A 22,822-nucleotide genomic window follows, 5' to 3' on the forward strand; every position below is an offset into this window, starting at 1 on the left:
CAAATGCAGGAGCTGCCACAGGCTGCGATCTTTTCTAGACGGTCTTGGCCATCCGGCTGGCAATCAGTGCCCAGCCAAACAACAACACGCAGAGAATGAGCAATGGCCATGAACGCCATTCCAGGTACGGCGTCAGGTTGTGCATCGGCACCACTTCGCCATACAGAATGCCGCGTTCGAACTGCGGGATCTGATCGGTAATCTGACCGAACGGGTTGATCAGGCCGGACACGCCGTTATTGGTGGCGCGGATCATCCAGCGGCCGGCTTCCAGCGCGCGCATCTGTGCCATCTGCAGGTGTTGCAGCGGGCCAATGGAGGTGCCGAACCAGGTGTCGTTGCTGATGGTCAGCAACAGGTCGCTGCGAGCGGCAAGGCTGGCGGCGAACTCCGGATAAACCACCTCATAGCAGATGAACGGCGCGATCTGATAACCCTTGGCCTGCAGCAGCGGCTGGTCAGCCGGGCCGCGAGCGAAGTCCGACATTGGCAGGTCGAAGAAGGCGATCAGCCCGCGCAGGATGTCCTGCAAGGGAACATATTCACCAAAGGGCACCAGTTTTTGCTTCAGGTAAGTGCCGTCGCCTTCACCGGTCACGGTGATGCCATTGAAGAAACGCTTCTCGTGGCGTACCTCCATGCGGACCGGGACACCGGTGATCAACGCCGATTTACGTTCGGCCGCGAAGTTGCCCATCATGTTCAGGTAGCCCTCGGCGGACTCCTTGAGCACCGGGATCGCCGTTTCCGGCCAGATGAGCAAATCGACGCGTTTGGAGCTGAAGCTCATGTCGCGGTACAGCGCCAACTGCGCGTTGAGCTGCGCCGGATCCCACTTCATGCTTTGTTCGATGTTGCCCTGAATGGCGGCGACGCTCAGTGGCGGGCCCGAAGGGCTGGTCCAGGCGTGGTGCTTGAGCGCCATGCCGACCAGCCATGGGCCGACCAGCAGCAATACACCGGCAGCGATGAAGCCTTTGCGTCCCGTGCGAACCAGGCGCAAGCCGTTGTAGATCAGCGCCGCTGTCAGCGCCAGGATAAAGGAAATCAGCCACATCCCACCGAGGGGCGCGAGCCCGGCCAGCGGGCCGTCGAGCTGGCTGTAACCGGAATACAGCCACGGGAAACCGGTCAGGAACCAGCCGCGGAAGGCTTCCTGGGCGACCCACAGCGCAGCGAAGGCCAGGGCGTCGGCCAGCGGCGCCTCATTGCGGCGCAGCCAGCGCGCCCAAATCCAGGCGGGCAGGGCAAAGAACCAGGCAATCGCCGCCGTGAAAAGCAGCATCAGGAAACCGGCCAGCATTACCGAAGCGCCGCCGAAGTGGTGAATGCTGTAGTAGATCCAGCTGGTGCCGGCACCGAACAGGCCGAAACCGAAACACCAGCCGCGACCCAAGGCTTGACGTGGGCTCAGTTCGCGCAGGCCGGCATAGAACAGACCGACGGCGAGCAGTGCCAGTGGCCAGATATCGAACGGCGCCAGGGCCAGGGTGGTGATTGCACCGGCCGCCACGGCCAGCAGGTTACCGGGCCAGCCGGGGCGGGTTGTCCAGCGCATTTCAATCCTTAGCGAGCAATGGGCGTCAGGCGAAGCAAGTGAATCCGACGGCTGTCGGCGTTCAGGATGCGGAAGCGGTATGGGCCGATTTCAGTGATTTCGTTACGTTTTGGCAGATGCCCGAACGCACTCATCACCAGACCGCCAACGGTGTCGAATTCATCGTCGGAGAACTCGCTGTCGAAAAACTCGTTGAAGTTCTCGATCGGTGTCAGGGCCTTGATCAGAAAATCACCGCTTGGCAGCGGCTTGATGTAGCTGTCTTCTTCGACATCGTGTTCGTCTTCGATGTCGCCGACGATTTGTTCCAGCACGTCTTCGATGGTGACCAGGCCTGCCACGCCACCGTACTCGTCGATGACGATGGCCATATGGTTGTGGTTGGCGCGAAACTCGCGCAGCAGCACGTTAAGGCGCTTGGATTCCGGCACGAAGGTGGCCGGACGCAGCAGATCCTTGATGTTGAAGCTGTCGCCGTTCTCCTTGAGGATCAACGGCAGCAAGTCCTTGGCCAGCAACACGCCCATCACGTCATCGTGGCTTTCGCCGATGACCGGGTAGCGCGAGTGGGCCGAGTCGACCACGGCAGGCAGGAACTCGCGAGGTGTCTGGTTCGCCTTGATGCTGACCATTTGCGAGCGCGGGACCATGATGTCCCGCACCTGCAGGTCAGCCACCTGGATGGCGCCTTCGACGATGGCCAGCGCTTCGCTGTCCAGCAACTTGTTCTGATGTGCATCGCGCAGCAGCTCCAGCAGCTCCTGGCGGTTTTTCGGCTCGTGGGCAAAAGCCTGGGTGAGCTTACCCAGCCATGACTTCTGCCCGTTGCTCGATCGATCTTCGCTCATAGCGATTACTCTGAATCCTTTGTTGTTTCTGTGGGGGATAAATCGGTTTCGTCGTCCGCGTACGGATCGGGAAAGCCCAGTTCTGCAAGCAACGTTCGTTCCAGCGCTTCCATCTCTTCGGCTTCGTCGTCATCAATATGGTCGTAACCGAGCAGATGCAAGCAGCCGTGAATCACCAGGTGTGCCCAATGGGCCTTGAGTTCCTTGCCTTGATCCCGGGCCTCACGCTCGACCACCGCCACGCAGATCACCAGATCGCCCAGCAGCGGGATGTCGAGGAACTCATCCGGCACATCGGCCGGGAATGACAAGACGTTAGTTGCGTAATCCTTTTGCCGCCAGGTGTGGTTCAGCTCGCGTCCTTCGGCTTCGTCGACCAGGCGAATGGTCATCTCCGAGTCGGCGCTGCGCTGGCGCAAAGCCAGTTCGCACCACTGGCGGAACTCGGCTTCGCTGGGGGCAGGGGCTTGGGTAGCGATTTGCAGGTCAAGCTCAAGCATCGCGGCGGCTATCCTTGGCGGCTGCATCATCGGCCGCACGGGTTTCGAAGCGCTCGTAGGCTTCAACGATGCGCTGTACCAGCGGATGGCGCACGACGTCCTTGGGCTGGAAATGGGTGAAGCTGATCCCGGGCACTTCCTTGAGCACTTCAATCACATGGTGCAGGCCGGACTTGGTGCCGCGTGGCAGGTCGACCTGGGTGATGTCCCCGGTGATGACGGCCGTGGAGCCGAAGCCGATCCGGGTCAGGAACATCTTCATTTGCTCGACCGTGGTGTTCTGGCTTTCGTCAAGAATGATGAAGCTGTTGTTCAGTGTACGGCCGCGCATATAAGCCAGCGGTGCGACTTCGATCACCTGGCGCTCGATCAGCTTGGCGACGTATTCGAAGCCGAGCATTTCGTAGAGTGCGTCGTAGAGCGGGCGCAGGTACGGGTCGATTTTCTGCGACAGGTCGCCGGGCAGGAAGCCGAGTTTTTCACCCGCTTCGACCGCCGGGCGCACCAGCAGGATGCGGCGAATCTGCTCGCGCTCCAGTGCATCCACCGCGCAGGCGACGGCCAGATAGGTCTTGCCGGTACCGGCCGGGCCGATGCCGAAGTTGATGTCGTTACCGAGGATTTCCTTCACATAGCGCAGCTGATTCAAGCCGCGGGGGCGAATCATGCCTTTCTTGGTGCGCAGCGCCACGGACGGTTCGGCGGGGGAGTGGTTGTCCAGCTGTTCCACGGCAGATTCCTGCAGGAACAGGTGCACCATGTCCGGCGACAGCTCGGTACCCTTGGTTTCCCGGTACAGGCGGCGCAGGAGGTTTTCCGCGGAGGTGGTGTGTTTGGGCTCGCCGATCAGCTCGAACTGGTTGCCGCGATTGCGGATCTCGATGGTCAGGCGTTGTTCGATCAAGCGCAAATGCTCGTCGAATTGCCCGCACAGATTGGCGAAGCGGCGAGCTTCAAAAGGCTCGAGGATGAAACGATGTGGTTCTATGGGTGCGTTCAAGGTCGTATTTAGCCGCCCTGGGGCAATTGAGATGAAATCAAGGATAACGCCAGTGGCGCGGGTGCGAAAGCTCTTAAATGAGGCAACCCGATTCCCGCCTATGGCGCTGTACCTGTGGGAGCGGGCTTGCTCGCGAAGACGGAGTGTCAGTCGACATTATTGGTGCTGACAGACCGCCTTCGCGAGCAAGCCCGCTCCCACAGGGATATTCGGTGTTATTGGATCAGCGAACCCCGCAGCGAATGCGGCTGCGCGGCATCGATGTGCACGTCCGCGAACTGGCCGATCAGGGTCGGATTGTCGCAGCGGAAGTTGACGATACGGTTATTCTCGGTCCGGCCTTGCAGCTCGCCCGGGTCTTTTTTCGAGTAGTCGGTCACCAGGATCCGCTGGATCGAACCGACCATTTGTCGGCTGATCTCGAAACCTTGCTGGTTCAGGCGGTGTTGCAGGGCGTTCAGGCGCTCTTTTTTCAGCTCTTCCGGCGTGTCATCGGCCAAGTCGGCGGCCGGTGTGCCCGGGCGTTGGCTATAGACGAACGAGTAGGAAAAGTCGAAACCGACGTCGGCAATCAGCTTCATGGTTTGCTCGAAGTCTTTCTCGGTCTCGCCCGGGAAGCCGACGATGAAGTCCGAGCTGATGCAGATGCCCGGCACGGCGGCGCGCAGCTTGCGCAGTTTGGATTTGTATTCCAGCGCGGTGTGGTTGCGCTTCATCGCGGCGAGGATGCGGTCCGAGCCCGACTGCACTGGCAAGTGCAGGTGCTTGACCAGTTCCGGCACATCGGCGTGGGCCTGGATCAGGCTGTCGGAGAACTCCAGCGGATGCGACGTGGTGTAGCGGATGCGGTCGATGCCATCGACGGCGGCAACCACGCGGATCAGCTCGGCCAGATCCGCCAGGCGCCCGTCATGGGTGAGGCCGCGATAACCGTTGACGTTTTGCCCCAGCAGTGTCACTTCGCGCACGCCGTTTTCGGCCAGGTGAATGATCTCGGCAATCACGTCGTCGAACGGTCGGCTGACTTCTTCGCCGCGGGTGTAGGGCACCACGCAGAACGTGCAGTACTTGCTGCAGCCTTCCATCACCGACACGTAAGCGCTCGGGCCGTCGATGCGCGGCTCGGGCAAATGGTCGAACTTTTCGATTTCCGGGAACGAGACGTCGACTTGCGGCAGCCTGGTGATGCGTGCGGCGTCGATCATTTCCGGCAGGCGGTGCAGGGTTTGCGGGCCGAACACCACGTCGACGTACGGCGCGCGATCGCGGATGGCCGCACCTTCCTGGCTGGCCACGCAACCGCCGACGGCGATCACCATGTCCGGGTTGGCCAGCTTCAGTTCGCGCCAGCGCCCGAGCTGGGAGTAGACGCGGTCCTGCGCACGTTCGCGGATCGAGCAGGTGTTGAGCAGGATGACGTCGGCGTCTTCAGCGCGCGCGGTGACTTCCAGGGCCTGATGTTCGCCCAGCAGATCGACCATGCGCGAGCTGTCGTACTCGTTCATCTGGCAACCGTGGGTTTCGATGTAAAGCTTCTTGGCCATGGAAAGAGTCATCACGTGATTCAAAGAACCGCGCATTATAGGGAACATGTCCCGTGGTTCCTACCATTGCGCGTCCGACGGCTGTGCTATAGTTTGCGCCCTCATTTTTACCCCGATGTGTTACCCGCCCACCATGACCAAACGTGAAGCTCCAATCTACAAGGTGATTTTCCTCAACCAGGGCCAGGTGTTCGAAATGTACGCCAAGCAGATCTATCAAAGTGATCTGTGGGGCTTTCTGGAAGTGGAAGAGTTCGTCTTTGGCGAGCGTACGCAAGTGGTCGTCGATCCGAGCGAAGAAAAGCTCAAGGCTCAGTTCGAAGGCGTTGTGCGCAGTTTCGTGCCGATGCATTCGATCGTGCGTATCGACGAAGTCGAGCGTCTGGGGACACCGAAAATCAGCGAAGCCCGTGGCGCGGTCGGCAATGTCATGCCGTTTCCGATGCCGATGCCTGAGAAGTAAGCCTCAAGATCGAGTCGCCCCTATCGCGAGCAAGCTCGCTCCCACATTTGACCGTATTTCCATGAGAAAACCCGGTTAACTGTGGGAGCGAGCTTGCTCGCGATGGGGCCAGTCAGATCAACGCAAAAATCAGGGAAGCGGCGCGAAAGGCGTGCGCCCGTCAGCACTCTGCAACTCCATCAGATACTTACGGAAAATTTGCCCGAGCACCTGGGTGGCAACCTCCAGTTCTTCGCGGGGCATTTTTTCGGTGACCTCGTCAGCGGTGTCCAGTGCATCTTCGGCGCCGTTGACCGCCGCCATCTTCAGCAGGATATACGCCTGAACGTTATTGGCCGGTACGCCTTCGCCGTGGAAGAACATGGTGCCGAGCTTGAATTGCGCCTGGGCGTGGCCTTGCAGCGAGGCCTTTTCGAAATAGCTCAGGGCTTGATTGAGGTCGCGCGGTGCGTTTTTGCCTTCGTAGTAGAACTCACCCAACTCGTATTGCGCTTGCGCATCCCCTTCATCCGACGCTTTCTGGCAGGCGGCGATCGCCTGTTCCAGGTCTTGCGGCTGGGTATTGAGGGTGCAGCGACCCATCGCTGGGATCAACAACGAGTTGCCGCCTGCTTGTGCGTGCGCGAGCAGGGGCTGAAGAAGCAACAGGCAGCCCAGTGCAAGGGTGCGGCCGGTGCGGTTCATGGGAATCGACTTACCTCTGAAGGGCGCGCGGACCCATCGAGGGATCCAATAAGCGCGCATTATGAAATAAGCAGGGCCAACCTTACAAAGTCTTTACTCGTTTTTCTGCTGCGCGGGAAATATATCTCCCGTTTTGCGGAGGATTTTTGCTGAAAGTGTAGGAATGCAGGCGTGCGTGTAGGTGAAAGCTGACGCTGGCAATGGCCAACGTCAGCGCTACAGCGTTATTTCAAGGCAGCGAAGGCACGCTCGGCGGCGTCCAGGGTCAGTTTCAGTTCGGCTTCGCCATGGGCGATCGAAGTGAAACCGGCTTCGAAGGCACTCGGTGCCAGGTACACGCCACCTTCGAGCATCAGGTGGAAGAAGCGGCCGAACAGGGCGGCGTCACTGGCCATCACGTCATCAAAAGTCACGATGTCGTCGGCGCCGCTGAAGTACAGGCCGAACATGCCGCCGGCTTGTGTGGTCACGAACGGAATGCCGGCCGCATCGGCGCGCTGTTGCAGACCGTCGAGCAGGCGAGTGGTGTAGTCGGTCAGCTCGGCGTGGAAGCCCGGACGGCTGATCAGGCGCAGGGTGGTCAGGCCGGCGGCCATCGCCAGCGGGTTGCCGGACAGCGTGCCGGCCTGGTAGACCGGGCCCAGCGGGGCGATGCGCTGCATGATTTCACGCTTGCCGCCGAAGCAGCCGACCGGCATGCCGCCACCGATGATCTTGCCGAAGGTGGTCAGGTCCGGCGTCACGCCGTAGTACGCCTGGGCACCGCCCAGGGCGACGCGGAAACCGGTCATCACTTCGTCGAAAATCAGCACCACGCCGTGCTTGTCGCACAGGGTCCGCAGGCCTTCGAGGAAACCCGGTGCCGGCGGCACGCAGTTCATGTTGCCGGCCACTGGCTCGACGATGATGCAGGCCACATCCTGGCCGACTTCGGCGAGCATGGCTTCAACGGCGTCGATGTCGTTGAACGGCAGGGTCAGGGTATGTTTGGCGAACGCTGCCGGTACGCCGGCCGAACTCGGTACGCCCTGGGTCAGTGCGCCCGAGCCGGCCTTGACCAGCAGGCTGTCGGAGTGACCGTGGTAGCAGCCTTCGAACTTGATGATGCTGTCGCGGCCGGTGAAGCCTCGGGCCAGGCGAATGGCGCTCATGGTCGCTTCGGTGCCGGAGCTGACCATGCGCACCATTTCCATCGACGGCACGAGGGAGCAGACCAGGTCGGCCATCTGCGTTTCCATCTCGGTCGGCGCGCCGTAGGACAGACCGTGCTCCAGCTGCTTGCGCACCGCGTCCAGCACATCCGGGTGGCTGTGGCCGAGGATCATCGGGCCCCAGGAGCCGACGTAATCCACATAGCGCTTGTTGTCTTCGTCGGTGACGTAGGCGCCTTCGGCGTGCTTGAAGAACAACGGCGTGCCGCCGACGCTCTTGAACGCGCGAACCGGCGAGTTCACGCCACCGGGAATGTGTTTCTGGGCATTGGCAAACAGCGTTTCGGAACGAGACATGATCGGGTTCTCAGATTTTAAGTAATTCGTTAAAGGCGCGGGCACGGCGGGTGACTTCAGCCGTGCTCTCGGCGCCGAACAGGCCATGCACCACCGCCAGCAGATCGACCCCATGGGCCACCAGCGGGGCGGCGTTGTCCAGGGTGATGCCGCCGATCGCACAAATTGGCAGGTGCAGTTGTTTGCGGGCCTGGTCGAGCAGTTCGAGGCTGCAGGTCGGTGCACCGGGCTTGGTGTTGGAATTGAAAAAGCGGCCGAAGGCGACATAACTGGCGCCCTCTTTGGCAGCCTGTTCGGCCAGTTCGAGCTGCGCATGGCAGGTTGAACCGATGATCGCCTGACGCCCGAGCAGTGCACGGGCCGGAGTCAACGGGCCATCGGTCTGGCCCAGGTGCACGCCCACATTGAGGCGCGCGGCCAGTTCGGCATCATCGTTGATGATCAGCTGGGTCTTGTAGCGTTCGCACAGCTCGCGCAAGGCTTCGGCCTCACGCAGACGGCGGGCCTCGTCGCTGCTTTTGTCGCGGTACTGCAGCAAGGTGACGCCGCCTTCCAGCGCCGCCTCCACGTACTTGAGCAACTTACCGTCCAGCAAATGGCTGTCGGTAATGGCGTACAGGCCACGTAGTTTCATCGGACAAGCCTCACCGCATTACAAATGGAAGTTACGAACAGAAATCCAGCGGCAGGCGGCGCGGCACAAACTGGCCTTTGCCCAACTGCTCGGCGTCACGCAGGGTGCGCCATGTGTAGTTAAGCGCGGTCTGCACGGCACTGGCGAGGTTTTCACCCTGGGCCAGACGACCGGCCAGCGCGCTGGCCAGTGTGCAACCGGAACCGTGATAACTGCCGGGCAGGCGCTGGCAGGTAAAGGTTTCGCGCAGGCCGTCGCGGCTGTACAGGCGATTGTGGATTTCGGTTTCGTCGCCATGGCCGCCGGTGATCAGCAGGTGTTTGACGAACGGCAGGAGTTTTTCAGCGCACTCGTCCGCGGTGCCTTCAGGCAGTTCGGCGAGGATCCGGGCTTCGGGAAGGTTGGGGGTGGCAATGATCGACAAGGGCAGCAGGCGTTCGCGCATGGCGTAGCCGACTTCGTCCTTGCCCAGGCGTCCACCGCCGCCGGCGCGCAGCACCGGGTCGCAGACCACTGGCAAATGCGGGTGCGCCGAAAGCAGTTCGACCACAGTGTCGACCATTTCCAGGGAACCGAGCATGCCCAGTTTGACCGCCGCGACTTCGGAATCGTTGAGCACGGCATTGGCCTGGGCCAGTACCCACTCACGGTCGAGGACGCGGAAGTCAGTGACATTGACGGTGTCTTGCACGGTCAGGGCGGTGACGGCCGGAGCCGCATGGCAACCCTGGGCGAGCAGGGCTTCGATATCTGCCTGCAAGCCGGCGCCACCACTTGGGTCGTGGCCGGAGAGACAGAGGACAACGGGGCGAGAGCTGTAGATATTCATGGTGCGCGAGCTTACCACCAAACAACGTTTTTCGGGTGTGCGTGCACTTCGGTGTGAGGCGTGGAAAAAGGCAAAAGATCGCAGCCTTCGGCAGCTCCTGCAGGTTTGCGTTGATCCGCCCTACTTGTAGGAGCTGCCGAAGGCTGCGATCTTTTGATCTTTTGCCCAAAACAAACAGCTATATCTCAACAATCTCCGCCGGAACGCCCGTCCTAGAGCCTTTGTAGGAAAGATTTCAATGGTGTTTAATGGCCATCAACGGCTATGCTAGAGTGGATCCAAACCAATAACAGGTGATACCGGTTTTACGTCTGCTCAAAAGGAATGGGGGGCTTCCTGACAGAACCGGACAGGCCACGCTGGGGCTTCAATGCGCTATTTGCTGATGTTGCTGTTGTGTTTGCCCCTCCTGGCAAACGCCGTCGAGTTCGATGAGTTCACTCAAAGCCTCCCCTTGGGCCGAACCCTGCAGGTCTATGAGGACGCAGGTGGTCAGGCGACCCTCGCGGATATCCGCGCGCAAGCGGCGGCCGGCAACTTCAAGGTGCACAACAAAGACACACTCAACGCCGGGTACTCGCGCTCGGTGTTCTGGCTGAAAATCGACCTGCATTACCGCCCGACCGATCCCGCGGCGCAACGGACCTGGCTGCTGGAACTGGCCTATCCACCCCTCGATCATCTCGATCTCTATTTGCCCGATGCGGCCGGCAACTATCAGTTGGTCAGGCAGACCGGCGATGCCTTGCCCTTCGCCAGCCGCGAGATTCGTCAGAACAACTATCTGTTCGACCTGACGTTCAAACCTGACCAAGCCGAAACCGTCTTCCTGCGCTTGCAAAGCGAAGGCTCGATCCAGGCACCGGTAACCTTGTGGTCGAGCACCGCCTACCTCGAAGAGCAGCCCGTGCGCCTCTACGTACTGGGGCTGATCTACGGCGTGTTGCTGGGGATGCTGGTCTACAACCTGTTCATCTACCTCAGCGTGCGCGACACCAGTTACCTCTACTACATCTTCTATATCGCCTCGTTCGGCTTGTATCAGCTGTCGGTCAACGGCGCGGCGGTGCAGTATTTCTGGCCGGACAACCCTTGGTGGGCCAACGCCGCGACGCCGTTTTTCATCGGCTGCGCGGGCCTGTTCGGCAGTCAGTTCGCCCGCAGTTTCCTGCAAATGGCTACCCACAGTCGCTGGCTCGACCGCTTGTTGCTGACGCTGGTTGCCTTCGGTGCGCTGGTGGTCGGCCTGTCATTGATGACCAGTTACGCCCTGGCGTTGCGCCTGGCCACGGCCCTGGCGCTGACGTTCACCGTGGTGATTTTTGCCGCCGGGATCTTTGCCTGGTTGCGGGGCCTGCGCGTCGCGCGGTATTTCATCATTGCCTGGTCGGCGTTTTTGCTCGGCGGCATCGTCAATACGTTGATGGTGCTGGGATACCTGCCAAACGTGTTCCTGACCATGTATTCCAGCCAGATCGGCTCGGCCATCGAAGTGGCGTTGTTGTCCCTGGCCCTGGCCGACCGCATTAACGACATGCGCGAGCAGCAGGCGCAAACGCTATTCGACGCCGGCCAGAAGCTTGAAATCCTCAACCAGCAACTGGCTCGCAGTAACAAGCTCAAGGACGAATTCCTGGCCACCCTGACCCACGAACTTCGCACGCCCATGAACGGTGTGATCGGTTCGCTGGAACTGATGCAGACGGTCGAAATGGACCCGGAGCTTGAGCAGTATCAGCAGACGGCTTCGGGGTCGGCGCGGGACATGATGCGCATGGTAAATGGCATCCTGACCCTCACCGAACTGCAGGCCGGCAAACTTCAGGCCTCGGCCGACACCTTCAGCTTGCGCGGCATGGTCGAGGCACTGCGCACGCAGTTCGAGGGCAACGCTTCGACCAAGTCGCTGGACTTCAAGGTCGACATCGCATCCGGCGTGCCGGATCGCGTGCACGGCGACAACACCAAGATCGCGCAATGCCTGGAGTGTCTGCTGGACAACGCCATCAAGTTCACCCGGATCGGCGGCCTGGCCTTGCGGGTGACCGGCAAGGTCGTTGAGCCCGACCGGCTGGCATTGACCTTTGCGGTGATCGACACGGGCATTGGCTTCACCGATCTGGGAGAGGCCACGATGTATCAACGGTTCTTCCAGGTCGACGGCTCTATGACCCGTGAATACGGTGGCCTGGGTGTTGGCCTGGCGATTTGTCGACAGTTGGTCGAATTGCTGGGTGGACGCCTGACGCATCGCTCCGAGCCAGGGCGCGGCAGCCGGTTTCAGCTGGATGTGGAAGTCGGGCTGCCGGTGGCCGAACGCCCGCTGGCGCCATTGATGCCCCGGGATTTTCCGCGCCTGCGCTTGCCTCAGGATTGCGCCGTGTTGTTGGTGGATGACAACAGCATCAGCCAGTTGGTGATGCGCGGCATGTTGCTCAAGCTGGGTTTCCGCGTGCGTACGGCCGATGGAGCCGATGTCGCGCTCGATCTCCTGCAACGCGAAGTGTTTGACGCGGTGCTGGTCGATTGTCAGTTGCCGCGTCAGGACGGTGAGTCGCTGTGCTGCCAGATCCGAGCGTTGCCGGGCCATGCCGAGCTGCCGTTGTTCATGATCGCCCTGGGAGGGGAGCGTGAGCGCTGCCCGACCGGCGCATTGATTGATTACTTGAGCAAACCGGTGAAATTCGAAGACTTGCAGGCCGCGCTCTACCGCCGCGTGCTCTGCTCGCAACAGGGCGAAAGCGCCGACAGTTAGGCGTGTATGACACTTTGTTCGGCCGTGGGGCGGTGCTTAACTGAAGTCCCTTGGCCGACCAAAGGAGCCCTGTCATGAACCTGCATCAGTTCGCCGAAACCCACGAAGTCACCAACCAGCCACCGTCACTGGACGGCGCCAACCTCTACCGCATCGACTTGCCGTTGCAGGAGTGGTCGCGGCGGTTCGGGGCCGGTTGGGCCGAGTCGCGGATCGACGCTTACGGCGCGCTGGCCGGTGGCCCGCTGATGGAGGCCGGGTTCCTCGCCAATCAGAACAAGCCGGTGTTCAACAGTCATGACCGCTTTGGTCATCGCATCGATCTGGTGGAATTTCATCCGGCCTATCACCAACTGATGCGCACGGCAGTCGAGCACGGCTTGACCTCGCTACCCTGGGCGCACCCGCAGGACGGCGCTCATGTGGCCCGCGCCAGCATGTCGTATCTGCACAGCCAGGCCGAAGCCGGCAGTGGCTGCCCGTTGACCATGACCTTCGCCAGCGTTCCGGCCATGCGGCTGCAACCGGACCTGGCGCAAAAGTGGTTGCCGAAAATCCTCGCCACCGAATACGACCCGCGCAACGTCGGCATGGCCCACAAGGCCGGGGTCACCATCGGCATGGCCATGACCGAGAAGCAGGGCGGCACCGATGTGCGGGCCAATACCACCAAGGCGTATCCGGTCGGAGCCAGTGGTCCGGGCCAGGCCTATGAGTTGGTGGGGCACAAGTGGTTTTGCTCGGCGCCGATGTGCGACGCCTTCCTGACACTGGCGCAGACCGACAAGGGCCTGACCTGTTTTCTGCTGCCGCGCCATCGCCCGGACGACACACGCAATCAGTTCTACATCCAGCGCCTGAAGAACAAGCTCGGCAATTGTTCCAACGCGTCGAGCGAAGTGGAGTTCCGCGGCGCACTGGCGTGGATGATCGGTGAAGAGGGGCGTGGCGTTCCGACGATCATCGAGATGGTCGCCATGACCCGTTTCGATTGCATGGTCGGTTCCAGTGCGCTGATGCGTCAGGCGCTGACCCAGGCCAGCCATCATTGCGCTCATCGTTCGGTCGGCGGCAAATTGCTCAGCGAGCAGCCATTGATGCAGAACGTGCTGGCGGATCTGGCGCTGGAAAGCGAAGCCGCCCTGGCCTTGAGCCTGCGCATGGGCCGGGCGCTGGATCATCTGGACGATTCGCAGGAAGCCAGGTTCGCCCGGCTGGTAACGGCGGTGGGCAAGTACTGGATCTGCAAGCGGGCGCCGGCGATGATCAACGAAGCGGCCGAATGCATGGGCGGTGCGGGTTATGTCGAAGACAGCATTTTGCCGCGGCTTTACCGCGAGGCGCCGGTGAATTCGACGTGGGAAGGTTCCGGCAACGTGCAGTGCCTGGACGTGCTGCGTGCCCTGTCAAAAGAACCGGGCGTGCTCGATGCACTGTTCAGTGAGTTGGGCGACGGCCATGGCGACAAGCGCCTTGCCGCGCACATCCAGCAATTGCAGGCGGCCTTCAAGGACACCAGCGACATTCAGTACCGCGCCCGGCAACTGACTGAAGACATCGCCTTGGGTCTGCAGGCCAAGTTGCTGCTGGAAGCCGGGAATTCTGTGGTCAGTGATGCCTTCATCGCCAGTCGCCTGGACGGTGGCGGCCGAGTGTACGGCGCGTTGCCACGTGGGTTGGATGTGGAAGCCATTGTTGCTCGCTCGACTCCGCAGGGCTTCTAAGCGACACCGGCCTCCTGTGGGAGCGAGCCTGCTCGCGAAGGCAGTGTCATATTCAACATTGATGTGACTGACAGACCGCTTTCGCGAGCAGGCTCGCTCCCACAGTTGTTCTGTGGATACTGCAATGATGCATTGCCAACACACCCCTGTTCCCGTGAAGCGACGATGCAGGCAAGATGAAGGTCTGCAAGTCAGAACACAGGATGCTGATCGTGACCGAAGCTTTTATTGTCGTTCAAACCGCCGAGCAAGCCGTGGATCGGCTTGCACTCTTGCACAATCGTGCAACCACCGCGCTGAGTCAGGCGCTCAAGCGTTACCTCAAGGACCGCGTCGAGCCTGATGCCGAGCAGCGGGCGTTGTTCCGTTATCCCGAGCTGCGCCTTACCTACCATTGCCAGGGCGAAGTCCCGCAGACCACCCGTGCCTATGCCAAGGTCCAGCTGCCGGGCACCTACAGCGTCACCGTCACCCATCCGTCGGCTTTCCGTAAGTACCTGCTGGAACAGCTGGTTCCGTTGATGCACGACTTCACCGTGACGGTGGAAGTCGGTGTCAGCCAGCAGAACATCCCGTATCCGTATGTGGTCGAGCAGGGCGATGAACTGGGAGGTTCCGGCGTCACCGCCGCCGTGCTGGCGCGGGTGTTCCCGAGTACCGACCTGTCGGCCGCGACCGACGGCATTGCCGACGGTTTGTACGACTGGGAAAACACCGATCCGCTGCCCCTGGCGCTGTTCGATGCCGCACGGGTGGATTTCTCCCTGCGCCGACTGGTGCATTACACCGGCAGCGACTGGCGCCATGTGCAGCCGTGGATTCTGCTGACCAACTACCACCGCTATGTCGACCAGTTCATCGTCCACGGCCTGGAACAGTTGCGCCAGGACCCGCGCTTCGTGCGCATGGTGCTACCGGGTAACGTGATCATTGAAAAGAGCATGGATCACGGCGAAGCCTCGGCGATTGCTGCCGGGGTGGTCTGGCACCGTTACCAGATGCCGGCCTATCACCTGATCGCCAGTGACGGCCACGGCGTGACCCTGGTCAACATTGGTGTCGGCCCGTCCAACGCCAAGAACATCACCGACCACCTCGCCGTTCTGCGCCCGCATTGCTGGCTGATGATCGGCCACTGCGGCGGCCTGCGTCAGTCGCAGACGATTGGCGACTATGTGCTGGCCCACGCCTACATGCGCCGCGACGGCATTCTCGACCGGGTCGTGCCGCCGAACATTCCGATTCCGGCCCTGGCCGAAGTGCAACTCGCGCTTCAGCAGGCGGCGGCCAACATCACCGGCGAGAGGGGCGACGAACTGAAAAAACGCCTGCGCACCGGCACCGTGCTGACCTACGACGACCGTAACTGGGAGCTGCGTTGGGCGCAGGAACGGCCGCTGATCAACCTGTCCCGCGCCGTGGCGGTGGACATGGAGAGTGGCACCATCGCCGCCCAGGGTTATCGTTTGCGGGTGCCGTACGGCACGTTGCTCTGCGTCTCGGACAAACCGCTGCACAGCGAAATCAAGTTGCCGGGCTCGGCCAACGCCTTCTATGAGCGCGCGGTCAGCCAGCACTTGAAGATCGGAATCGAGGCGGTGGATCTGTTGCGCACCGAACTCAATTCACTGCACTCGCGCAAACTGCGCAGCTTCGACGAGCCGCCGTTCCGCTAACGGTTGTCATGGTCATTTGACGGTTGGGGCACTAGCATTAGCAGCCCTGACCGTTAGATGTTTCCTTTCTCATGTCTCGTCCTCCTCAACGTCCCGTTTCCCGCCGCCCTGGCACGAAACCGTCGCCTGCAGCCCCGCGCCGTGTCGCCAAGGCACCACCGGCCGAGCCGAAGCTGATCCTGTTCAACAAACCTTTTGATGTGCTGACGCAATTCAGTGACGGCGAAGGGCGCGCGACGCTCAAGGACTACATCGATGTACCGGGGATCTATCCGGCGGGACGGCTGGACCGTGATAGCGAAGGCTTGTTGCTGTTGACCAACGACGGCCAGCTTCAGGCGCGAATCGCCGACCCGAAGCACAAACTGGCCAAGACCTATTGGGTTCAGGTCGAGGGCGAGCCGAGCACCGAGCAATTGCAGCGCCTGCGTGACGGCGTCGAATTGAATGACGGCATGACCTTGCCCGCCGAGGCGCGACAACTGGACGAGCCCGAGCTATGGCCGCGCAATCCGCCGGTGCGCTTTCGCAAAAGCGTGCCGACCAGTTGGCTGGAGTTGGTGATTCGCGAAGGTCGCAACCGGCAGGTGCGGCGCATGACCGCTGCGGTCGGTTTGCCGACCTTGCGCCTGGTGCGGGTCAGGATCGGTGACTGGACGATCGAAGGACTCGATCAGGGACAGTGGAAAGAAGTACCGGCGCGCTTATAAGGCGCCGGATTCGATCAGGCCGATCACCACGCTCTTGATGATGAACGCGGCCACGCCCAGGCCCAGCACGAAGAACAGGATGAACGAGCCAAAGCGCCCGGCCTTGGACTTCTTCGCCAGATCCCAGACGATGAAACCCATGAAAATGATCAGGATCGTGACCAGACCGGTCATCATCCACTCTTCAAAGACTGCAGGATCCATCGAACATCTCCAGCGCGGGCGAGGCTAAAAGGGCGCGGGGAGTATACGCCTCGCTGGCTGCGTGCAGTATTGACCTGCGTCGGTGTGTCGCAGTCATTCGTCGCCCGGTCCGCCCTTGTAGGAGCTGCCGCAGGCTGCGATCTTTTGATCCTGATTTTTTAAGATCAAAAGATCGCAGCCTGCGGCAGCTCCTACAGAATGGGGCGTTTTAACTGCGCAGATGAGTCAACGGCAGTTCGGTGCTGTTGAGCACCTGGTTCAGCACAAAACTCGAACGCACGCTGGTCACGCCTTCAATCCGGGTCAGATGCCCGAGCAGCAGTTTCTGGTAGTGATCCATGTCCGGCACCACGACCTTGAGTTGATAGTCGGCATCCATTCCGGTCACCAGGCTGCATTCGAGCACTTGGGGCAAGGTGCGAATGGCCGCTTCGAAGTTCTCGAAACGTTCCGGCGTATGACGGTCCATACCGATCAGCACGTAGGCCGTCAGGCTCAGGCCGAGCATTTTGCGGTCGAGCAGGGCGACCTGACGGGAAATGTAGCCGTCGTCTTCCAGTTGCTTGACCCGCCGCGAGCACGGCGAAGGCGACAGACCGATGCGCTCGGCCAACTCCTGGTTGGAGATGCGTGCGTCGCGCTGCAATTCCGCCAAAATACTCAGGTCGTAACGATCGAGCTTGCTCATCAATCAGTCCTTTGTCGTAACTATTGCGGCAGATTATGTATCCGGGGTTAAAAATTGCGCAAGTGGTGTTTAATTCAGCAATCTTCGCAATCCTCTGTCGGTGCTTGCGGCCTATTCTTATCACCAGAATCACTGCTCGGACAAACAGTCCAGTGCGGCTCGCCCAATCAGGCCCGCCGCGGTCGCCACCCCCACCGGGGATGTGCCGGCCCCCGAGCTACACACTGTCCAGAAGACGGCGTGAGGTGAGCCGGCGCCACAAGCGTTGAGCCAGGACGAAGTTCTCCAAGGGGAGGCCGACGGGTCTCCCCTTTTTCTTGCGTGGAATTTGACCCTCCTGGCCTCAATAAATAAGTTTCGTGACTGATAACCTGTCGCAGAACCGGCCACTGCTTTCCAAGTCTTACGTACAGGCCCTAACCCGCAATGAGGATAAGCATGAAATCGCGCATCTGGCGTTTGGCCGGTGTTGGTTTGCTGTGTGTCAGTGTCACTGCGCAAACGCTGGCCGATGAGCAGCAAAACCGCGGCCATGATGGCGGGCAGCATGGCCAGGATGGGCATCAGGGTGGTAATCAGGGGGGTAGTCAGGGCCATGGTGGCAACAACCAGCCGCGCCCGCAGAACGGCCCGCCACAGAACCCGCCGCGTGCGCAGAACAACGACAACCGCCAGTACGAGCACAACGGCCAGAATCAACATCAGAACAATAGCCAGCGGCAGCCCCGCCCAGCGCCGGATTTCAACAGCCCGGTTCGCTCACCGCCGCCACCGCCGCAGGCACCGGCCACTGACATGCCGATCCAGCCTCGCCCGGACACCGTACGCCAGACCCAGCCGCCGCAGCGCCATGACTACCAGGATCAGCACTACCAGGATCAGCCGCATCGCAACGATTACAATCAGCGCTGGAAGGGCTATGTCGGTGCGCCGAACAATGACAATCACTGGGACGGACGCCCAGGCGGACAGGGTAACGGCTGGGGGCCAGGTCCCAGGTATCGCCCCGGCCAGCTGATCGACCGCTTCCCCGAGCGTAACTTCCGCGTGCCTTACCGTGGCATGGATTACTACTATTCCGGTGGCTACTGGTATCGCCCGTTGGGCCCGCGTTATGAGGTGGTAATGCCACCCCGCGGGATTCGCGTCAGTTACCTTCCTGATTATGCCGAGCAGGTGTGGATCGGCGGGGCGCTGCTGTTCCTTGCGGCCGGTTCGTATTACGCCTATCAGGAGAGCACCCGGGATTACGTCGTGGTCGAGCCGCCGGTTGGCCAGCTGCAGTCGCCACCACCGGCCGCCAGCAATGGTTATGACGTGGAGGCGTATCCGGCCAACGGCCAGTCGCCGGAGCAGGTCAGTCGCGATGGTTACGAGTGTTATCAATACGCGGTGCAGCAGAGTGGTTTCGATCCACGCACCGCCACCTACCAGCCAGCCCCGTCAGTGGTGCAAGCCTACCGACAGGCCCAGGGCAGTTGCCTGAGCAGTCGTGGTTATCAGGTGAACTACTGAATCCGAGCGTTTTTCACCACTTCCTGCGGGTCCGCGTGCACCAGCACTTCGGCTCGCGGGTAGGCGGTGTGAATGGCAGCGGCAGCCTGATCGCTGATACCGTGGGCGACTGACAGCGTCAGTTCCCCCGGCAGTTCCAGATGCAATTGCACAAACCACTGGTTACCGGAGATCCGCGTGCGCAGGTCATGGGCACCCAGCACGCCGGGCACGCTGCACGCCAATTCCAGCATGTGCTGGCTGACCTCCGGCGGCAGTTCTTCATCCATCAATACCGCAAAACTCTCCCGGGCGATCTGCACCGCGCTCCACAGAATGTAGGCGGCGATTCCCAGGCCAAACCAGGGGTCGACCTGATGCAGTCCAAACCCGGCCAGCACCAGCGCGATCAGAATGCTGCCGTTGAGCAGCATGTCCGAACGGTAGTGCAGGGAGTCGGCGCGCACCGCGTTGGAGCCGGTGGCCTTGACCACCCGATGTTGAAACATCAACAACGCCAGGGTCAGTACGAGGGAGAACACAATCACGCCGATACTGATCCACGGCGCGCCGACCGGTTCGGGGTGTTTGAGCCGATCATAGGCCTGCAACGCAATCAGTACCGCACTGCCGCCAATGAACAACGCCTGGGCCATGCCTGCCAACGACTCGGCCTTGCCGTGCCCGTAGCGATGATCATTGTCGGCGGGCCGCAGGGCGTAATGCACCGCCAACAGGTTGAGCAATGACGTGACGCCGTCGAGTGTCGAGTCGGTGAGCCCGGCGAGCATGCTCACCGAGCCGCTCAGCCACCAGGCGATGGCTTTGGCGATGATCAACGTGCACGCCACCGCCACCGAGGCACGGGTCGCCAGCCGCAGCAGGCGGGCGTGTTCGGAGCTGGAGGTCATAGTGGCCATCGTTCCTTGAAGAGTCCTGTCGCTTTTAGGGATTACGCGGCCGGTTGCAGGCCGAACATCGCCAGTTGCTGGGCGCTGCCCTTGCTCTGGATCAGGCGTGGATCGTCCAGCGGGAAGCTGCGGCCCAGCTCGCTTTCCAGAATAGTCTGCAACTTGCGGTTATCGACCTGGCCGTCGGGGCCGATGGCGTCCTTGAGTTTTTGCGGATCGACCTGGGCGGTCTTGCCCGGCTCGAAATAAATCGCGCCGGTGGCGAAGTCCACGGCAAACGCGATCAGGCCGGGGATGATGTAGAACAGCAGGCCCACGGCATCGAGCGCGGCGATGGCCGGGTCGATCTTGCCTTCGATCTGGCCACGGCGATCGGGGTAGAAGATCGACCCGCAGGCAGTCACTTGAGTCAGCAAGGTTGCGACCAGAACACCGCCAATCAGGCGAAAGGGAGCACGCATATGAAATCTCCTGGGTAATCTCAAAACGAAACGTCGTCGGTATGAATTAAGACCCTGACGAACGCCTGGCAGTTCGCCGTTATACTCGGCCCTCTGTTTTGGAGCCAGCATGATTTCTTTGCCAATCGATGAAGTTTTACCCGCCCTGCGTGAAGCCCTCGCTACACGCCACGAAGCCGTGCTCGAAGCACCGCCCGGTGCCGGTAAAACCACCCGCGTACCTTTGGCCTTGCTCAACGAGCCGTGGCTCGCCGGGCAGACCATCCTGATGCTCGAACCCCGTCGGTTGGCCGCACGCGCAGCGGCAGAACGGCTGGCCAGTGAGCTGGGGGAAAAGGTCGGCGAAACCGTGGGCTATCGCATTCGCCTCGACAGCAAGGTCGGCCCCAATACCCGAATCGAAGTGGTCACCGAAGGCATCCTCACCCGGCGCCTGCAGGATGACCCGGCGCTGGAAGGCGTGGGCCTGCTGATCTTCGACGAATTCCACGAACGTAGCCTCGATGCTGACCTGGCCTTGGCCCTGAGCCTCAATGGCCGCGAACTGTTCCGTGATGACCAGCCGCTGAAAATCCTCCTGATGTCCGCCACGCTTGAAGGCGAACGCTTGGCCGGGTTGCTCGACGACGCACCGATCCTGCGCAGCGAAGGGCGCATGTACCCGGTGGCGATGCGCTGGGGCCGGCCGTTCCAGGCCGGTGAATTCATCGAGCCGCGCCTGGTGCAGACCATCCTTGAAGCCTTGAACGACGAGACCGGCAGCGTGCTGGTGTTCCTGCCCGGGCAAGCGGAAATCCGCCGTGTGCATCAGCAATTGGCCGATGCCTTGGGTGACAACCCACAGGTTCTGTTGTGTCCGTTGCACGGCGAACTGGACCTGACGGCGCAACGGGCGGCGATCGATCCGGCGCCGCCGGGCAAGCGCAAAGTGGTGCTGGCCACCAACATCGCCGAAACCAGTTTGACCATCGACGGCGTGCGCGTGGTGATTGATGCCGGGCTGGCGCGGGTGCCGCGTTTCGACCCGGGCAGCGGCATGACCCGTCTCGACACCCAGCGCATTTCCAAGGCCAGTGCGACCCAGCGCGCGGGCCGGGCCGGGCGTCTGGAACCCGGTGTTTGTTATCGCCTGTGGTCCCAGGACCAGCACGAGCAACTGGCGGCTTATGGCAGTGCGGAAATCCTCTCGGCGGACCTTGCCGGGCTGGCCCTGCAATTGGCGCGCTGGGGAGTGACGCCCGGGCAACTGGTGTGGCTTGACGTGCCACCGGCCGCCGCTTATGCACAGGCTCAGGACTTGCTGGAACGCCTGGGTGCACTGGACGGTGAAACGCTGACCCGTCACGGCCAGGCCATGGCCGAACTGCCGGCCCATCCGCGTATCGCGCATTTGCTGTTGCGCGGCCAGGCGCTGGGTCTGGCGGATATGGCTTGCGACGTCGCCGCACTGCTCGGCGAACGCGATATCTTGCGTGGCGCCGGGGCGGACTTGCACAGCCGACTGGTATTGCTGTCTGGCGAAGAACGCGCCGCCCGTGGCGCGCAGGGTGGCGTGCAACGCGCACGGCAACTGGCGCGACAATACCGTGGTTACTTGCGGGGCAAAGCCTCGGAGCCGGTCAGCGATCCGGATCACCCGCGCTGGCTCGGTGCATTGTTGGCGTTGGCCTATCCCGACCGCGTCGCCCAACAACGGCGCGCTGGTGGCGCGGAATATCGCTTGGCCAACGGTCGTGCCGCGCTGTTCGCCGAGGCTGACAGCCTGATGAAGCAGCCGTGGCTGGTGATCGCCGATCTCGGCAGTCGTCAGGGGCAACGCGAAGAGCGGATTTATCTGGCGACGGATTTCGATCCGGCGCTGTTCGACTCAGTGCTGGCCGAGCAGGTGCGTTGCGTCGATCAACTGGATTGGGATGAGCGCGAAGGCGTGCTGCGGGCCGAGCGTCAGCGCAAGGTTGGCGAATTGATCCTCAGCCGGGAACCGCTCACCGGCCTCGACGAAAGCGCCCGCAGCCAGGCGCTGGTGAATCTGGTGCGGCGCAAAGGCCTGGAGCTGTTGCCGTGGACCCCGGAGCTGCGTCAGTGGCAGGCACGAGTGGCGTTGTTGCGGCAACTGGACCTCGCCGGCAAAGGCGAGAGCGAATGGCCGGATGTCAGCGATGCAGCGTTGCTCAAAGGCCTGGAACACTGGCTGATGCCGTATCTGGGCAAGGTGTCGCGTCTCAGTCACTTCGCCAATCTGGACCTGTCGAGCATCGTCCACAACCTGCTGCCGTGGCCGCTGCCGCAGCGGCTGGACGAGTTGGCGCCGCATCATCTGAGCGTGCCGTCGGGCTCGTCGATTCGCCTGGACTACAGCGAACAGCCGCCGATTCTGGCGGTGCGACTGCAGGAGTTGTTCGGCCTGGCCGAAACCCCGCGCATCGCCGGAGGGCGGCAAGTGGTCAAGCTGCACCTGCTGTCCCCGGCGCGGCGGCCGGTGCAGGTGACGCAGGACCTGGCGAACTTCTGGCGCAGCACCTACGCCGAAGTGAAGAAGGATTTGAAGGGCCGTTATCCCAAGCATTACTGGCCGGATGATCCGCTGGTGGCCGAAGCGACTGCGCGGATCAAACCGAGGAAATAATCGCA

20 protein-coding genes are annotated in these 22,822 nt (G+C 61.6%); 7 read left to right on the plus strand and 13 right to left on the minus strand.

Annotation, left to right across the window (positions count from 1 at the left end; all coding sequences use genetic code 11):
• Window positions 1–34: 34 nt before the first annotated feature.
• The 5 genes from lnt to miaB form a co-directional block, all read right to left on the minus strand.
• Window positions 35–1,558 carry an apolipoprotein N-acyltransferase gene (gene lnt, locus AC3WJW_RS16810; RefSeq protein ID WP_102700942.1) on the minus strand — a complete coding sequence of 508 codons (1,524 nt, stop codon included), beginning with the start codon at window positions 1,556–1,558 and terminating at the stop codon, window positions 35–37.
• 8 nt (window positions 1,559–1,566) lie between these two features.
• Window positions 1,567–2,406, minus strand: a complete 840-nt coding sequence (locus AC3WJW_RS16815) for a CorC family transporter (protein ID WP_007975860.1) — start codon at window positions 2,404–2,406, stop codon at window positions 1,567–1,569.
• Window positions 2,407–2,411: 5 nt separating this feature from the next.
• Entirely contained in the window at window positions 2,412–2,906 is a 495-nt protein-coding gene (gene ybeY, locus AC3WJW_RS16820; RefSeq protein ID WP_007975858.1) for an rRNA maturation RNase YbeY, read from the minus strand.
• Window positions 2,899–3,906, minus strand: coding sequence for a PhoH family protein (locus AC3WJW_RS16825; protein WP_015096962.1), 1,008 nt, complete (start codon window positions 3,904–3,906; stop codon window positions 2,899–2,901). The genes ybeY and AC3WJW_RS16825 overlap by 8 nt, the downstream gene beginning before the upstream one ends.
• Before the next feature lie 215 nt (window positions 3,907–4,121).
• Window positions 4,122–5,450, minus strand: a complete 1,329-nt coding sequence (gene miaB, locus AC3WJW_RS16830; RefSeq protein ID WP_102700944.1) for a tRNA (N6-isopentenyl adenosine(37)-C2)-methylthiotransferase MiaB — start codon at window positions 5,448–5,450, stop codon at window positions 4,122–4,124.
• Between the two features lie 133 nt (window positions 5,451–5,583).
• Between miaB and AC3WJW_RS16835 the strand changes: the two genes are divergently transcribed.
• Window positions 5,584–5,913, plus strand: coding sequence for a DUF1820 family protein (locus tag AC3WJW_RS16835; RefSeq protein ID WP_003185742.1), 330 nt, complete (start codon window positions 5,584–5,586; stop codon window positions 5,911–5,913).
• Between the two features lie 129 nt (window positions 5,914–6,042).
• Here AC3WJW_RS16835 and AC3WJW_RS16840 read toward each other — a convergent pair whose 3' ends face one another.
• The 4 genes from AC3WJW_RS16840 to AC3WJW_RS16855 form a co-directional block, all read right to left on the minus strand.
• Complete coding sequence (locus AC3WJW_RS16840; RefSeq protein WP_007975852.1) at window positions 6,043–6,597, minus strand: tetratricopeptide repeat protein; 555 nt, start codon at window positions 6,595–6,597, stop codon at window positions 6,043–6,045.
• 224 nt (window positions 6,598–6,821) lie between these two features.
• Window positions 6,822–8,105 carry a glutamate-1-semialdehyde 2,1-aminomutase gene (hemL, locus tag AC3WJW_RS16845; protein WP_007975850.1) on the minus strand — a complete coding sequence of 428 codons (1,284 nt, stop codon included), beginning with the start codon at window positions 8,103–8,105 and terminating at the stop codon, window positions 6,822–6,824.
• A 10-nt stretch (window positions 8,106–8,115) separates the two neighbouring features.
• Complete coding sequence (thiE, locus tag AC3WJW_RS16850; RefSeq protein ID WP_095965708.1) at window positions 8,116–8,739, minus strand: thiamine phosphate synthase; 624 nt, start codon at window positions 8,737–8,739, stop codon at window positions 8,116–8,118.
• A gap of 31 nt (window positions 8,740–8,770) precedes the next feature.
• On the minus strand, window positions 8,771–9,568 hold the full coding sequence (locus AC3WJW_RS16855; RefSeq protein WP_057713171.1) for a hydroxymethylpyrimidine/phosphomethylpyrimidine kinase: 798 nt from the start codon (window positions 9,566–9,568) through the stop codon (window positions 8,771–8,773).
• Between the two features lie 370 nt (window positions 9,569–9,938).
• On the opposite strand from AC3WJW_RS16855, the gene AC3WJW_RS16860 reads away from it, so the two are divergent.
• From AC3WJW_RS16860 to AC3WJW_RS16875, 4 genes are all read left to right on the plus strand, one after another.
• Window positions 9,939–12,323, plus strand: a complete 2,385-nt coding sequence (locus AC3WJW_RS16860; protein WP_493726735.1) for a 7TM diverse intracellular signaling domain-containing protein — start codon at window positions 9,939–9,941, stop codon at window positions 12,321–12,323.
• A 74-nt stretch (window positions 12,324–12,397) separates the two neighbouring features.
• Complete coding sequence (locus tag AC3WJW_RS16865) at window positions 12,398–14,047, plus strand: acyl-CoA dehydrogenase family protein (RefSeq protein WP_493726736.1); 1,650 nt, start codon at window positions 12,398–12,400, stop codon at window positions 14,045–14,047.
• A gap of 176 nt (window positions 14,048–14,223) precedes the next feature.
• Entirely contained in the window at window positions 14,224–15,723 is a 1,500-nt protein-coding gene (amn, locus tag AC3WJW_RS16870; RefSeq protein WP_493726737.1) for an AMP nucleosidase, read from the plus strand.
• A 71-nt stretch (window positions 15,724–15,794) separates the two neighbouring features.
• Window positions 15,795–16,433, plus strand: a complete 639-nt coding sequence (locus AC3WJW_RS16875) for a pseudouridine synthase (RefSeq protein ID WP_007990660.1) — start codon at window positions 15,795–15,797, stop codon at window positions 16,431–16,433.
• Here the strand turns inward: AC3WJW_RS16875 and AC3WJW_RS16880 are convergent.
• Complete coding sequence (locus AC3WJW_RS16880; RefSeq protein WP_007975837.1) at window positions 16,428–16,637, minus strand: DUF2788 domain-containing protein; 210 nt, start codon at window positions 16,635–16,637, stop codon at window positions 16,428–16,430. The genes AC3WJW_RS16875 and AC3WJW_RS16880 overlap by 6 nt on opposite strands.
• Before the next feature lie 208 nt (window positions 16,638–16,845).
• Window positions 16,846–17,325, minus strand: a complete 480-nt coding sequence (locus tag AC3WJW_RS16885) for an Lrp/AsnC family transcriptional regulator (protein ID WP_007937367.1) — start codon at window positions 17,323–17,325, stop codon at window positions 16,846–16,848.
• 438 nt (window positions 17,326–17,763) lie between these two features.
• On the opposite strand from AC3WJW_RS16885, the gene AC3WJW_RS16890 reads away from it, so the two are divergent.
• Window positions 17,764–18,840 (plus strand): DUF6515 family protein, encoded by a 1,077-nt coding sequence (locus AC3WJW_RS16890; RefSeq protein ID WP_493726738.1) that lies wholly within the window; start codon window positions 17,764–17,766, stop codon window positions 18,838–18,840.
• Here the strand turns inward: AC3WJW_RS16890 and AC3WJW_RS16895 are convergent.
• On the minus strand, window positions 18,834–19,730 hold the full coding sequence (locus AC3WJW_RS16895) for a cation diffusion facilitator family transporter (protein WP_493726739.1): 897 nt from the start codon (window positions 19,728–19,730) through the stop codon (window positions 18,834–18,836). The two genes, AC3WJW_RS16890 and AC3WJW_RS16895, sit on opposite strands and share 7 nt — an antisense overlap.
• A gap of 41 nt (window positions 19,731–19,771) precedes the next feature.
• Window positions 19,772–20,191: a periplasmic Zn2+ metallochaperone PmcY gene (gene pmcY / locus AC3WJW_RS16900; protein ID WP_007975830.1), complete on the minus strand. Its 420-nt coding sequence runs from the start codon at window positions 20,189–20,191 to the stop codon at window positions 19,772–19,774.
• Window positions 20,192–20,300: 109 nt separating this feature from the next.
• Between pmcY and hrpB the strand changes: the two genes are divergently transcribed.
• Window positions 20,301–22,817, plus strand: coding sequence for an ATP-dependent helicase HrpB (gene hrpB, locus AC3WJW_RS16905; protein WP_493726740.1), 2,517 nt, complete (start codon window positions 20,301–20,303; stop codon window positions 22,815–22,817).
• The last annotated feature ends 5 nt before the right edge of the window (window positions 22,818–22,822 follow it).

The sequence above is a fragment of the Pseudomonas sp. GW821-FHT07G06 genome, assembly GCF_058986625.1.

What these genes read in the sequence shown, in the direction of transcription:
- lnt (WP_102700942.1), bottom strand. Translation starts at nt 1,558, where the DNA reads ATGCGCTGGACAACCCGCCCCGGCTGGCCCGGTAACCTGCTGGCCGTG.
- AC3WJW_RS16815 (WP_007975860.1), bottom strand. Translation starts at nt 2,406, where the DNA reads ATGAGCGAAGATCGATCGAGCAACGGGCAGAAGTCATGGCTGGGTAAG.
- ybeY (WP_007975858.1), bottom strand. Translation starts at nt 2,906, where the DNA reads ATGCTTGAGCTTGACCTGCAAATCGCTACCCAAGCCCCTGCCCCCAGC.
- miaB (WP_102700944.1), bottom strand. Translation starts at nt 5,450, where the DNA reads ATGGCCAAGAAGCTTTACATCGAAACCCACGGTTGCCAGATGAACGAG.
- AC3WJW_RS16835 (WP_003185742.1), top strand. Translation starts at nt 5,584, where the DNA reads ATGACCAAACGTGAAGCTCCAATCTACAAGGTGATTTTCCTCAACCAG.
- AC3WJW_RS16840 (WP_007975852.1), bottom strand. Translation starts at nt 6,597, where the DNA reads ATGAACCGCACCGGCCGCACCCTTGCACTGGGCTGCCTGTTGCTTCTT.
- hemL (WP_007975850.1), bottom strand. Translation starts at nt 8,105, where the DNA reads ATGTCTCGTTCCGAAACGCTGTTTGCCAATGCCCAGAAACACATTCCC.
- thiE (WP_095965708.1), bottom strand. Translation starts at nt 8,739, where the DNA reads ATGAAACTACGTGGCCTGTACGCCATTACCGACAGCCATTTGCTGGAC.
- AC3WJW_RS16855 (WP_057713171.1), bottom strand. Translation starts at nt 9,568, where the DNA reads ATGAATATCTACAGCTCTCGCCCCGTTGTCCTCTGTCTCTCCGGCCAC.
- AC3WJW_RS16860 (WP_493726735.1), top strand. Translation starts at nt 9,939, where the DNA reads ATGCGCTATTTGCTGATGTTGCTGTTGTGTTTGCCCCTCCTGGCAAAC.
- AC3WJW_RS16865 (WP_493726736.1), top strand. Translation starts at nt 12,398, where the DNA reads ATGAACCTGCATCAGTTCGCCGAAACCCACGAAGTCACCAACCAGCCA.
- amn (WP_493726737.1), top strand. Translation starts at nt 14,224, where the DNA reads ATGAAGGTCTGCAAGTCAGAACACAGGATGCTGATCGTGACCGAAGCT.
- AC3WJW_RS16875 (WP_007990660.1), top strand. Translation starts at nt 15,795, where the DNA reads ATGTCTCGTCCTCCTCAACGTCCCGTTTCCCGCCGCCCTGGCACGAAA.
- AC3WJW_RS16880 (WP_007975837.1), bottom strand. Translation starts at nt 16,637, where the DNA reads ATGGATCCTGCAGTCTTTGAAGAGTGGATGATGACCGGTCTGGTCACG.
- AC3WJW_RS16885 (WP_007937367.1), bottom strand. Translation starts at nt 17,325, where the DNA reads ATGAGCAAGCTCGATCGTTACGACCTGAGTATTTTGGCGGAATTGCAG.
- AC3WJW_RS16890 (WP_493726738.1), top strand. Translation starts at nt 17,764, where the DNA reads ATGAAATCGCGCATCTGGCGTTTGGCCGGTGTTGGTTTGCTGTGTGTC.
- AC3WJW_RS16895 (WP_493726739.1), bottom strand. Translation starts at nt 19,730, where the DNA reads ATGACCTCCAGCTCCGAACACGCCCGCCTGCTGCGGCTGGCGACCCGT.
- pmcY (WP_007975830.1), bottom strand. Translation starts at nt 20,191, where the DNA reads ATGCGTGCTCCCTTTCGCCTGATTGGCGGTGTTCTGGTCGCAACCTTG.
- hrpB (WP_493726740.1), top strand. Translation starts at nt 20,301, where the DNA reads ATGATTTCTTTGCCAATCGATGAAGTTTTACCCGCCCTGCGTGAAGCC.